This window comes from Micromonospora arborensis, assembly GCF_003205615.1.
GTDB classification, from domain to species: Bacteria; Actinomycetota; Actinomycetes; order Mycobacteriales; family Micromonosporaceae; genus Micromonospora; species Micromonospora arborensis.
Genome location: NZ_PYBV01000023.1, coordinates 99,909 through 111,683, shown reverse-complemented (window position 1 = coordinate 111,683; position 11,775 = coordinate 99,909). Strand labels below are relative to the sequence as shown.

Annotated in this window: 11 protein-coding genes; 3 read left to right on the top strand and 8 right to left on the bottom strand. The window is 71.6% G+C overall.

The genetic code is table 11. The features are described from left to right. The first annotated feature begins 169 nt into the window (after positions 1-169). Entirely contained in the window at positions 170-982 is an 813-nt protein-coding gene (locus tag C7C45_RS19440) for a CPBP family intramembrane glutamic endopeptidase (RefSeq protein ID WP_110565099.1), read from the top strand. Positions 983-1,039: 57 nt separating this feature from the next. On the opposite strand, the gene C7C45_RS19435 is transcribed toward C7C45_RS19440, so the two are convergent. The 6 genes from C7C45_RS19435 to tmk form a co-directional block, all read right to left on the bottom strand. Further along, entirely contained in the window at positions 1,040-1,870 is an 831-nt protein-coding gene (locus C7C45_RS19435) for a PSP1 domain-containing protein (RefSeq protein WP_110565098.1), read from the bottom strand. Positions 1,871-2,200: 330 nt separating this feature from the next. Further along, positions 2,201-2,881: a hypothetical protein gene (locus C7C45_RS19430; RefSeq protein WP_110565097.1), complete on the bottom strand. Its 681-nt coding sequence runs from the start codon at positions 2,879-2,881 to the stop codon at positions 2,201-2,203. Next, the gene (locus C7C45_RS19425; RefSeq protein WP_110565096.1) at positions 2,881-3,186 is read right to left on the bottom strand and encodes a type VII secretion target; all 306 of its coding nucleotides are present in this window, start codon (positions 3,184-3,186) and stop codon (positions 2,881-2,883) included. Before C7C45_RS19425 ends, C7C45_RS19430 begins: the two co-directional genes overlap by 1 nt. 1 nt (position 3,187) lies before the next feature. Then, positions 3,188-3,517, bottom strand: a complete 330-nt coding sequence (locus C7C45_RS19420; RefSeq protein WP_053659404.1) for a YbaB/EbfC family nucleoid-associated protein — start codon at positions 3,515-3,517, stop codon at positions 3,188-3,190. Between the two features lie 123 nt (positions 3,518-3,640). Then, positions 3,641-4,903 (bottom strand): DNA polymerase III subunit delta', encoded by a 1,263-nt coding sequence (locus C7C45_RS19415; RefSeq protein ID WP_110565095.1) that lies wholly within the window; start codon positions 4,901-4,903, stop codon positions 3,641-3,643. Then, positions 4,903-7,002, bottom strand: coding sequence for a dTMP kinase (tmk, locus tag C7C45_RS19410; RefSeq protein WP_110565110.1), 2,100 nt, complete (start codon positions 7,000-7,002; stop codon positions 4,903-4,905). Before tmk ends, C7C45_RS19415 begins: the two co-directional genes overlap by 1 nt. 308 nt (positions 7,003-7,310) lie before the next feature. Between tmk and C7C45_RS19405 the strand changes: the two genes are divergently transcribed. Continuing rightward, positions 7,311-8,519 carry an amino acid deaminase/aldolase gene (locus C7C45_RS19405; RefSeq protein ID WP_110565094.1) on the top strand — a complete coding sequence of 403 codons (1,209 nt, stop codon included), beginning with the start codon at positions 7,311-7,313 and terminating at the stop codon, positions 8,517-8,519. A 31-nt stretch (positions 8,520-8,550) separates the two neighbouring features. On the opposite strand, the gene C7C45_RS19400 is transcribed toward C7C45_RS19405, so the two are convergent. Beyond that, on the bottom strand, positions 8,551-9,153 hold the full coding sequence (locus tag C7C45_RS19400; protein WP_110565093.1) for a TetR/AcrR family transcriptional regulator: 603 nt from the start codon (positions 9,151-9,153) through the stop codon (positions 8,551-8,553). A gap of 227 nt (positions 9,154-9,380) precedes the next feature. Between C7C45_RS19400 and C7C45_RS19395 the strand changes: the two genes are divergently transcribed. Then, entirely contained in the window at positions 9,381-10,697 is a 1,317-nt protein-coding gene (locus C7C45_RS19395; protein ID WP_110565092.1) for a D-arabinono-1,4-lactone oxidase, read from the top strand. Between the two features lie 61 nt (positions 10,698-10,758). On the opposite strand, the gene C7C45_RS19390 is transcribed toward C7C45_RS19395, so the two are convergent. Further along, a complete protein-coding gene (locus C7C45_RS19390) occupies positions 10,759-11,724 on the bottom strand; it encodes a PDDEXK family nuclease (protein ID WP_110565091.1) in 966 nt (321 codons plus the stop codon). Positions 11,725-11,775 lie beyond the last annotated feature (51 nt).

Here is an 11,775-nt window from a genome sequence, read left to right as displayed (position 1 = left end):
CCCCACCCCCACCCCACCCCCACCCCCACCCCTGTTGATCAAGAGGTTTGCGTCACCGCAAGCCTGATTCTTGACGCAAACCTCTTGATCAACGCTCTGAGCTCGGACTTTTGTGGCGTGTCAGGGCTGTGACAGGCGCGTGGCAGGAGGCGGCGCGAATCTTTGCGACATGGAGAACACGCTCACCCGCACCGCTGCCACGAAGGCCACCCGCCCGAACCGCTTGGTCGAACTGCTGCTCGCCGACCGTCACTCGCTTCCGCTGTCGATCGCACTGCACCTCGTGCCCGGTGCCCTGATCGTCGCGGCCTACCTGTTCCTCGCCGAGCCGTTCGTCAAGGCGATCGACTACCCGATCTTCTTCGCCTGGGCAATCGCCCTGGTCATCGTGCTCGCACCGCTGCTGTTCGGCCTGCTGTGGTTGGGCCGCAAACGCACCGGCCGCTACACACTGCGCACAGTGGCGTCCTACCGGGACAGGCCCATCGGACGCGGGAAGATCATCGCCATCATCGCCGGCCTCATCGTGTGGATGACTGTGGTGTCACTCGCGCTCGTCCCACTGGACAACCTCGTCTTCGACAACTTCTTCACCTGGTTCCCCTTCGAGGGCGCAGGCGGCAGCGCCACCACCTACATCGACGGTTACGCACACTCCCGGGTGGTCGTCACGATGCTGATCTGCCTGCCGCTGACCGGCTTCACCCTCCCCCTCATCGAGGAGTACTACTTCCGCGGCTTCCTGCTGCCCCGCATCTCCCACCTGCGCTGGGGAGCACCCGTGCTCAACACGGTCCTGTTCTCGGTCTACCACTTCTGGGCGCCATGGACCGTGCTGTCGAAGATGATCTTCTTGTTCCCGGCCGTCTGGCTCGTCTGGCGCAAGCAGGACATCCGGATCTCGATCGGTATGCACCCCGGCACCTGCCTGCTCATGGCCACGGTCGGCACCATCGCCATCATCCTGGGCGTCACGCCGTAACAGCCACACGACCGACCACCGGTCCTTCAGGTCACGGTGCGCGTCTGATCAGACGGCCTACCGGTCCTCATATGCCTTGCGGCTCCCGCACACTGATGCTTTCGAGCAGACGTTGCGGGAGCCGTCCGCGTCGAGACGGACCGTCACCGCGTCGCGGGGGACACTGTGGCCGACCACCCGGCCGTCGCCCTCGGGCGTGGAGACCCGACTGCCGACCGCCGGGGCGGTCTCCTGAAAGCGTTGGTACAGCGGGTGCTCGTACTTCAGGCAGCACATCAACCGACCACACGCACCGGAGATGCGCAGCGGGTTCAGTGGAAGGTCCTGGTCCTTCGCCATCCGGATGGTCACCGGTTCGAAGTCGGTGAGGAACGTCGCGCAGCACAGGTCCCGACCGCAGGAGCCGATGCCGCCCTGCACGCGTGCCGAGTCGCGTGCGGACAACTGGCGCAGCTCGACCCGGCAGTGCAGGGTGGCACCCAGGTCGCGGACCAGGGAGCGGAAGTCCACCCGGTGCGGGGCGGTGAAGTAGACGGTGGTGCGTTCACCCCCGCCGTCGGCGGCGCCGAGCACGTGGTCGACGGCCACCACCTTCATCGGCAGGCCGTGCGAGCGGATCAGCCGTTTCGCGGCCACCTTGGCCTCGGCCTTACGGCGACGCAGCGCCTCGTCCCGGTGCAGGTCGTCGTCGCCGGCCAGCCCCACCAGCCGGGGAAAGCCGTCGGTTTCCTCGGTCACCCACTGCGCGGCCCACACGCACTCCGCCACCTCGGGCCCGTCGTCGGTGGGCACCAGCACCTTGTCGCCCACCTGCGGACGCAACTCACCCGGGTCGAGGTAGTAGAGGCGCCCGTACCGGTTGAAGCTGACCGCACAGAGCATCCCCATCCCCCCACCCTACGACGGTCCACGGCCGGAAGGTGCGTCGGTCGTCGTCGGATGACTACGCCCCGCTGCCATTCATGACCGTCGACTCGACCTATTGCCGGGCGGCCCGTCGTGCCGTTGCTCCTCGCCCGGACGGTTGAATCCGGCCCCGGACAGGAGACAAAGTGCGCCCCGGCGGCGTTGAGTGAAGGCAGACCTGCGGGGGGTGCAGGGGAAAGACCACGGCGTCGCCGTGGGTGCCGGCTCCGGTCCGACACCCGCGAGCGACGCCGTGGCCCGTCCGAGCGGCATCCACCGCCAGCCGAGGGCGGCAGGAGACGCTCCGGCCGGCTACCAGCCGACCCGGGTCGGCTGGTCGTAGCGGGGTCGACCATCCATCGGCGGCCGCCACGCGGTCTCGGCGAGACTCGGGGCCCACTGACGCAGCAACGTCTCCGCGCCGTCGTACGCGACGCAGAGCACCGCCAGCACCCGCGCGCCGATCTCAGCCGCGTCGGCCACACCCGGCCCGACCGGCCCGAGGCGCGTCGACACACCGGTGGCGGTGGCGGCGACCACGGCGACCGCCTCGGCCGAGCGGAGCACATCGGCCAACGTACGGGCCAACGCGAGGCGGCTGCCCTCCACCCAGTCGGCGAGCGCGTCAGCGTAGCCGGCGGTGGATTCGAGCCGCCCGACCAGACTGTCCGGCCCCTCGTCGAGGTGGCGCAGCAGCGCGGCCCGCTGTTGCCCGTACGCCGTCGCCGCCGGGCCGGACCAGAGCACCGAGTCGGTGAGCGCGGCGGAGACGTCGTCGTACCCCCGGACCAGCCGGCGCACCGCGTGCCCGGCGGTGGCGAGCGGCGCGGGGTGGAGGTCGAGGAAGCCGCGGACCGCGTCGCCCGGCAGCACCTGCATCCGGCGCAGCAGCGGCCAGACCCGGTGCCCCTCCGGGACGCCGGCGGCGATCAGCCTGTCCACCCGGCGCAGCAGGTCGAGGCCGGGCTCGGCGAGGCGGTCCAGTGCGTCCATCAGGGCTCCCCGGCGAGCCGGCGGCGGGCCGCCTGGTCGACCTCGGCGTAGCGGTCGGCGGCCTCCCGCACGGCCGAGGCGGCGGCGGCCAGCCGACCGGCGGCGGTGCGGGCCTCCCGGGCCCGGTCGTCGGTGGCGGCGGTCCACTGCCGGTGCAGCGCGCGACCGATCTCGCCGGGACGGCCCGGGGCGTCGGCACCGAACGCGGCATGAGCGGGATCGCTGGCGGTGACATTGTGGGCGATGGCGGTGAGCGTGGCGCTCGCCTCGTCCAGCCGGGCGGAGAGGGCGCGCAGTGTGTCCATCTCAGGCCCCCGCGAGCGGTCGGTAGGCGGCGAACGTCTCGTTGTGCAGCTTTTCCCGCGCCCACTCGGCGGCGTCGGCCGCCGCGGTGACCGCGGCCTGCACCGAGCCGGCCACGTCCCGTGGGCTGCGGCTGTGCAGTGGGCCGAGGAACCGGACGTCGGTGATCCGCCCACCGGCGGTGACCACCACCTCGACCAGACCGTCCGGCGACCGGACGGTCACCTCGACGGTGGACACCGCCTGGTCGAACTCGGCCTGGAGCGACTCAATCCGGCGGTAGCGCCGCACCGCCTCCTCGATCCAGGCTTCGTCGATCTCCCCCCGCGGCATCGGCCGACTCCTCCCGGATGAGCCATCACTGAGTGTGCCGTCGCCGTCACCACGGCACACCGGACCGTACCGCACCGCAATCGGGCCTGTCGATGGCTGTGGACAACCGCCGGAAGCTGCGGGTCAGCCCTTCCAGAGGGCGAGCATCATCGCCTCGACCGCGATCCGCGGCTTGACGTTCGCCTCTATCGCCGCCCGGCAGGCGAGCACGGCTTCCAGCCGGCGCAGCGCCCCCTCGGCGTCCCACTTCTGCGCGCCCGCACCGGCCAGTGCGGCGGTGTCGGTGTGCACCGGGGCGACGGGCGCGCCCAGCGCCATGGTGAGCGCGTCCCGGTAGAACCCCGCCAGGTCGACCAGCGCCCGGTCCAGCGCGTCCCGCTGGGCCCGGGTGGCGCGGGACTTCTGCCGCTTCTCCAGCTCCTTGAGCTGCCCGGCGGCGCCCCGCATCGCGCCGGCCGCGCCCCGGCCGGTGCCGCCCGCGCCGAGGGCGGTCTCCAGTGCCGCCCGCTCGGCCGTGTCGGCCTCGGTGACCGACGCCGCGGCCTCCGCCTCCGCTGCCTCGATCAGCGCGGACGCCGCGTCGAACGCCGCGCCGATACCGGTCAACCGGCGCGGCACCGCGAGCACCGCCTCGCGCCGTTTGCGGGCCTCCGGGTCGCGGGCCAGCCTGCGGGCCCGACCCACATGCCCCTGCGCGGCTGCCGCCGCCCACTGCGCCACGTCCGGCGCGATGCCGTCCCGACGAGCCAGCACCTCGGCCACCGCGTCGGCCGGCGGCTGCCGCAGGGGTACGACCCGACACCGCGACCGGATGGTCACCGAGATGTCGTCCGGGTGGGTGGAGGGGGCGCAGAGCAGGAAGACCGTACGCGGTGGAGGCTCCTCGATCGCCTTCAGCAGCGCGTTGCCGGCGGCCTCGGTGAGCCGGTCGGCGTCCTCGATGACCACCACCTGCCAGCGCCCGCCCGAGGGGGTGCTGGCCGCCCGGAGCACCAGCGCGCGCATCTCGCTGACACCGATGGAGAGCCCTTCCGGCACCACCAGCCGGACGTCGGCGTGGGTGCCGCCCATCGTGGTACGGCAGCCGGGGCACTCGCCGCAGCCGGTGCCGTGCACGCACTGCAGGGCGGCGGCGAACGCCCGCGCGGCGACCGAACGCCCGGAGCCGGGTGGCCCGGTGAAGATCCAGGCGTGCGTCATTCCGGCGGCCGGGTCCAGCCCGCCGGTCGCGGCGTCGTCGGCCGTGGACTCGTTACCGCTGGCTGGGCCGGCGGTGACCAACGCGGCCGCGCCAGCACGCAGCACGGCGGCTGCCGCGGCGGCGGCCCGGCGCAGCTCGGCCACCGCCTCGTCCTGACCGACCAGGTCGGCGAAGACGTCCGGCATCAGGTCTTGTGCTCCATCGTCACCAACTCCGCGTCGGATAACTCAGGCTGCACCGAGGTGTCCGGGCCCTGCGCCGGCCGCGGGTGCACGATGCCTCCCGGCTTGCCGAGCATCTCCTCGACCCGGCGGACCACCTGCCGGTTGATCTCCTCGACCGACCGGGACGCGTCGAGCACCAGGTAGCGCTTCGGGTCGGCGGCGGCGAGGTCCAGGAACGCGTACCGGACCCGCTCGTGGAAGGCGACCGACTCGGCCTCCAGACGGTCGGTGCCGGTGTTGCGCGAGGCCACCCGGGACAGGCCGGTCTTCGGCTCGACGTCCAGCAGCACCACCAGGTCGGGTTTGAGCCCACCGGTGGCCCAGGAGGAGAGCCAGGAGACCTCGTCGACGGGCAGTGTCCGGCCGGCGCCCTGGTACGCCAGGGACGAGTCGACGTACCGGTCACTGATCACCACGCTGCCCCGGACCAGTGCGGGCCGGACGACGGTGGCCACGTGGTGTGCCCGGTCGGCGGCATAGAGCAGCGCCTCGGCGCGCGGTGACGGCGCGTCGTCGCCGGAGGTGTCCAGCACGAGCGACCGGATCCGTCGACCGACACCTGTCGCCCCCGGCTCGCGGGTGACCACGACCTCGCGTCCGTGATCGCGCAGCCGCTCGGCGAGCGCGGTGAGTTGGGTGGACTTGCCCGCGCCCTCGCCACCCTCGAAGACCACGAAGAGCCCGGCGGAGACGAACGGCTCGGCCGGCATCAGCGGACGGCCCCGGATGGACCCCCAGAGGTCGGCGAGGACCGGCACGCCCTTCTTGTCGTCCATCTGACCGAAGGCGCTGATCCCGGCGAAGATGCCGGCGGCACCGGCGGCGAGCAGCAGCAGACGGGTGGAGGAGACGGAGATGCCGAGGTCGGCGATGGTCAGCTTGCGGGAGCCGCCGACGCCGACCAGCAGGCTGCTCAGCCCGATGGCCAGGATCAGCACCAGCCGGGTACCGATCTGCACCACCGCGAAGACCCGACCGCGTACCTCGTCCTTGATCTCGCCGCCGAGCAGGGTGGTGCCGGCCAGGAAGGCCATTCCGGCACCGGCGCCGACCAGGATCGCGCCGACGATCGCCATGGACAGGTGGATGGCGAAGGCGAGGGTCATCACCGCGGCGCTCGCCAGCACGATGCTCATGCCGAACCACCGGCGCCGGGACATCTCCTTGACGACCATCGGGCCGAGACCGATGCCGAGGGCCAGGCCGATGAAGATGGCGCCGAAGAGCAGGAAGAAGGCGGCGTCGCCGGCGCCGAGCGAGGCGGCGAAGAACTTGGCCGTGCCGATCACGATGCCGCCGCCGGCGAACGCGCCGAAGATGCCGAGCACCAGGCCGCGGACGAGCCGGGTCTGGCCGATGTACTTCCAGCCCTCGGCGAACTGACGCCCCATGCCCTGCTCGGTGCGCTGCCGTTCGCCGGTCTGCGCCTGGCTGATCTCCTTGATCCCGAACGCCACCACGAGGGCGGTGGCCAGCCGGGAGAAGGAGTTGACCCAGAGCGCGAGCTGGGCGGGCTCCGCCCAGCCGAGGTCGCCGCCGGCGACGATGGCCCGGACGCTGCGGTCGAGCGCCGCGGCCACCAGCGCCGCGAGGATCGGGGTGAGGCCGTACGTGGTGATCAGCGTGAGCTGGTTGGCCGCCTCCAGCCGGGCGCGCGGGATCAGGTTGGGGACCGCGGCCTCCTTGGCCGGGATCCAGATCAGGGTGATCGACTCGATCAGGAAGGTGGCGACGGTCGCCCACAGGACCACCAGTCCGCCATTGGCGCCGGCCAGCGCCACGATCGGGATCGAGGCGAAGAGCACGAACCGGAGCAGGTCGCAGATGACCATCGTCCAGCGCCGGTCGAACCGGTCGGCCAGCACACCGGCGATCGGCCCGAGCACCAGCGCGGGCAGCAGCCGGATCGCGATGACGCCGCCGAAGGCCGCACCCTTCGCGGTGCTGCCCTGGACCTGGGACGCGGCGAAGACCGACGTGGCCAGCAGGCCGAGCCAGTCGCCGAAGGAGGCGGCACCGAGCACGATCCAGAGCCGCCGGAACGGCTGGATGCGCAACACGGACCGGATGGCGGCGTAACCGGACGGATCAACCTGGCCGGAGCTGGGCTGCTTGGCGGCGTTGTCCGACTGGTCTCCCGAGCGCGACTCGCCGGGCGACTCGCCGCTGTTCTGGCTTTCGATGGCCGTACCTCCACGTGCCGGCCCATCGCTGGGCACCCCCGGTGAAACACTCTAGACCCGGTGGGGGGCCGCCCCACCGGCGACATTCTCCTGCTCGCTGAGCCTAGGCCGCTGGAGCCACCGGCCGCAGCCCGGACGTACGCGAGGGTGTTTCGCATTTCCCGTCGGACAGTTAGCGTGCACACGTGGCCATCGAAAGCGACAAACTTCGCGAGCGCCTTGATCGGGCGACCGACCACCTCGACCCGCCGTACGCCGTGGTCGACCTCACCGCCTTCGACGCCAACTCGGCGGCCCTGGCCGATCGCGCCGCCGGCAAGCCCGTCCGGCTGGCCAGCAAGTCGGTCCGCGCCCGGGAGCTGATCAGCCGAGCCCTCGCCCGACCGGGCTGGCAGGGCGTGATGGCGTTCACTCTGCCCGAGGCGATCTGGCTGGTCCGGGCCGGTGTGAGCGACGACGTGCTGGTCGCCTACCCGAGCGTGGACCGCGCGGCGCTGGCCGAGCTGGCCGCCGACCCGACGCTCGCCACCGCGATCACCCTGATGGTCGACAGCACCGGGCAACTCGACCTGATCGACGACGTCCGCGCCCCCGGGCAGCGCGCCGAGCTGCGGCTCTGTCTGGATCTGGACGCCTCCTGGCGACCGTTGCGGGGGCGGGTGCACGTCGGCGTCCGCCGCTCACCGGTGCACAGCGCACGGGCCGCCGGTGCGCTCGCCGCCACCATCGCCGGCCGGGCCGGCTTCCGGCTGGTCGGGCTCATGTCGTACGAGGCGCAGATCGCCGGCCTGGGCGACGCGCCGCCGGGGCGGACGCTGCTGGCGGGCGCGATCAGGCTGACCCAGCGCGGGTCGTACCGCGAGTTGCTGGCCCGCCGGGGTGCGGCGGTGGCCGCGGTACGCGAGCACGCCGACCTGGAGTTCGTCAACGGCGGCGGCACCGGCAGCGTGGCCGCGACCAGCGCCGATCCCGCGGTCACCGAGGTCACCGCGGGATCGGGCCTGTACGGGCCGACGCTGTTCGACGCGTACCGCGCCTGGCGGCCCACCCCGGCGGCGTTCTTCGCCTGCGCGGTGGTCCGCCGGCCGACGCCGGAGTTGGCGACGGTGCTCGGCGGCGGCTGGATCGCCTCCGGTCCGGCGGCCGACAGCCGACTGCCCCGGCCGTGGCTACCGGCCGGGCTCAAGCTGGTCGGCACCGAGGGCGCCGGTGAGGTGCAGACTCCGTTGTCCGGCGCGGCGGCGGCCACCCTGCGCGTCGGCGACCGGGTGTGGTTCCGGCACGCCAAGGCTGGTGAGCTGTGCGAACGGGTCAACGAGCTGCACCTGGTCGATGGGGACACGGTCGTGGCGACCGTCCCCACCTACCGGGGTGAGGGGCAGGCCTTCCTCTGACGCGCCGCCCACCCCGAGCCGCGAGCGCGACTCAGGCTGGCTGGGTCGCCTCGGTCTGCCCGGCGGTGGACCGCGCACTGTCCGGGCCGTCGACCTGGCGGTGCAGGTACTCCCGGATCAGTGCCTTGGCCTCCAACAGCACCCGCTCGTCACCGTCGGACTTCCGCCGGAACGCGAGCTTGATCAGCGCGTCCGCCGCCTCGACCGCGATCTCCAGGACGAACCGCAGCTTCGGTACGTCGGTGAGCCCGAAACGCTCGGTGAGCACCTGGGCCAACTGGTCGGCGATCACGCCGTTGTTGTCCCGTTGCTCGTCGAGCAGGTGCAGGTCGACCACGTCGCCGAAGTGCAGGGTACGGAAGCCGGGGACGGTGCGGTGCATGGTGATGTACTCGTCGATCCCCGCGTCGACGCCGTCCCACCAGTGGGTCATCTCGTCGGAGGCGAACCGCTCGTCGAGGCGCTGGAGGTAGGACTCCATCGTGCGCAGGGTCAACGCCTGCACGATTGCCCGCTTGTCCGGGAAGAACTGGTAGACCGACCCGATCGCCACTTCGGCTCGCTCGGCGAGCAGGGTCGTGGTCAATCCCTCGTACCCCACCTCGTCGACGAGTTCGGCGCAGGCATCCAACATGCGCTGCACCCGCGCGACACTTCGACCCTGCACCGGAACGCGGCGCAGCGGCCCGGTCGTGGCGGCTGGTGTAGACACTCGGCGCCACCCCCCTTCGACGGATGAACATATCTATACGTCACGAGTCCGTGACTACCGGTACAACGAGCGGATCGCAATTGCGGTATTTACCAGGTAGAACGTTCCTGATATGAAGTCACTTCATATTCATGAATGAGGGAGCGCGCATGGCCGGCACCGCACCGCTCACCCCCGGGTGGTCCAACTGGGCCGGCAACCAGCGTGGCAGCGCCACCGCGATCCTGCGCCCCGGCTCGCCGACGGACGTCGCAGAAGCGGTCCGATCCACCGCAGCCGCCAGCGGTCGGATCCGTGTGACCGGCAGCGGCCACTCGTTCACCGCCGTCGCTCTCGCCGACGACCGCCGGATGGAGCTGTCCGATCTGACCACCACGGTCAGCGTCGACGTCGCGCAGCGGCTGGTCACCGTACCGGCGGGAATGACCCTGCACGCACTCAACGGCCTGCTCGCACGGCACGGCCTCGCGCTGCCCAACCTCGGCGACATCGACGCGCAGACCGTCGCCGGCGCGATCTCCACGGGCACCCACGGCACCGGCGCCGGCTACGGGTGCCTGTCCACCTTCGTCGAGGCGATCACCCTGGTCACCGGCACCGGTGAGGTGCTGCGCTGCTCCGCCGACGAGCATCCCGACGTCCTCGCCGCCGCCCAGGTGTCGCTCGGCGCTCTCGGCGTCCTGGTCGAGGTGACCCTGCGCTGCGTGGACGCCTTCGTGCTGCACGCCCATGAACGCCCGGCCGAGCTGGCCGACGTGCTCGGCGACCTGCCCGCGCTGATCGGCGGGCACGACCACCTCGAGTTCTACTGGTTCCCCTACACCACGCGGGTCCAGGTCAAGACCAACGATCGAGTACCCGCGAACGACCGTCCGCTGTCCCGCTGGCGCGGCTGGCTGGACGACGAATTCCTCGCCAACACCGTCTTCGCGGGCGCCTGCCGACTCGGCCGGGTCGTCCCCGCGCTGGCCCCGGGGATCAGTGCGGTCTCCGCTCGCGCCCTCACCGAGCGTCGGTACACCGGCCGCTCCGACCGGGTGTTCTGTACCCCGCGCCGGGTCCGCTTCGTGGAGATGGAGTACGGCCTGCCCCGCGAGGCGCTGCCCGAGGCGCTCGCCGCGCTCCAGCGGATCGTCAACGGGCTGCCGTTCAAGGTGCTCTTCCCGGTGGAGGTGCGATTCACCGCCGCCGACGACATCTGGCTCTCGCACGGCTACGGGCGGGACAACGCCTACATCGCCGTGCACCAGTACGTCGGTATGCCGTACGAGCCGTACTTCCGGGCCTTCGAGGAGGTGGCCACCGGGCTGGGTGGCCGCCCGCACTGGGGCAAGCTGCACTACCGAGATGCCGCCTCGTTGGCTGCGGCCTACCCCCGCTTTGCGGACTTCCAGGCCGTTCGCGACCGTCTGGACCCCGATCGCGTCTTCAGCAACCCCCACCTGACCCACGTCCTCGGCGCCTGACGGCTTCTGTAGTAGATCTTGGAGGGAAAGCGCCCCTGGAGGGGCCGCTTTCCTTCCAAGATCAGCCTAGCCAGCCTGCGGCTCGCAGGGCGGCGCGGAGTTGGGTGAGGACCTCGTCCGGTTTCGCCCGGAGGGCCCAGGCCGGGAAGCGCAACAGGCGATCACCATCGACCCAGAGCGCGTTCTGACGGCACATGTCAGCCCACCAGGCACGCGGATCGAGATGCTGCCCACCGTCGATCTCGACGTGCACCCTCCACTGCTCGAAGTAGGCGTCCAGGTAGCGACGTCGCCCGGTCGAGTCGTAACGGATTTTCTGCCGCGTCGGCTCGGGGAGCCCCGCGCGACGGATCAGGCCCAGGAAGTCCAGCTCCGCCACCGAGTGAGACCCACCTGCGGCGTCCGACGCCGTGGCCAGGATCAGCCGGCGACGGCGGACCCGGGGTAGGCGGTCGACGATCTGGTGCAGATCGTCGGAGGCCACGAGCCGTTGTTGGAATGCAGCGGCGACGATCCCCCGCGCCTCCTGGTCACCGGGTGCCCACTGGGCGGCGTCAACGATCGACCGAGCCGGCATGGTCCGCCGGGGCTGCCCGACGGCCAGCACGTCCTGATCCCGCAGTGTCACCGTCCGGTGCACCAACACACCGGGTGGCAACGACCCACGCCGGCAGGAAGCGGGCAGCAGAATGTGGACCGGGCGACCCGGGAAACCCCGGAGCCCTCCGGCCTGTGCTGCGGTCAGACCACCGAGGAGCGCCTGCGGCCCCGCGGCGAGGACAGCCGCCCACCGGAGCTGGTCGGCGCTGACCGGCCCGTTGTGGGCGACGAATACTGCCCGGTGAACCTGTCGCCACATCCCGGCCGCCACGCGATGTCGGATGGCCTTGGCTGACAGGTGCCGCCGCGCCTGGTCGAGGCTCAGCACGTCATCCTGGTGGAAAAGCAGCCAGGTCAGCTCATCCGCGTCATCGCTCGGCAGCCGGCGACCCCAGGCAGCCGTCGACGACGTCCTCCGGAGACTCATAACCGTCAAGTCTCCGCACGACCACCCAAGCCGGCCGCCCCTGTGGATAAG

Coding starts and splice junctions, on each gene's coding strand:
- C7C45_RS19440 (WP_110565099.1), top strand. CDS start 170: ATGGAGAACACGCTCACCCGCACCGCTGCCACGAAGGCCACCCGCCCG.
- C7C45_RS19435 (WP_110565098.1), bottom strand. CDS start 1,870: ATGGGGATGCTCTGTGCGGTCAGCTTCAACCGGTACGGGCGCCTCTAC.
- C7C45_RS19430 (WP_110565097.1), bottom strand. CDS start 2,881: ATGGACGCACTGGACCGCCTCGCCGAGCCCGGCCTCGACCTGCTGCGC.
- C7C45_RS19425 (WP_110565096.1), bottom strand. CDS start 3,186: ATGGACACACTGCGCGCCCTCTCCGCCCGGCTGGACGAGGCGAGCGCC.
- C7C45_RS19420 (WP_053659404.1), bottom strand. CDS start 3,517: ATGCCGCGGGGGGAGATCGACGAAGCCTGGATCGAGGAGGCGGTGCGG.
- C7C45_RS19415 (WP_110565095.1), bottom strand. CDS start 4,903: ATGCCGGACGTCTTCGCCGACCTGGTCGGTCAGGACGAGGCGGTGGCC.
- C7C45_RS19400 (WP_110565093.1), bottom strand. CDS start 9,153: ATGTTGGATGCCTGCGCCGAACTCGTCGACGAGGTGGGGTACGAGGGA.
- C7C45_RS19395 (WP_110565092.1), top strand. CDS start 9,381: ATGGCCGGCACCGCACCGCTCACCCCCGGGTGGTCCAACTGGGCCGGC.
- C7C45_RS19390 (WP_110565091.1), bottom strand. CDS start 11,724: ATGAGTCTCCGGAGGACGTCGTCGACGGCTGCCTGGGGTCGCCGGCTG.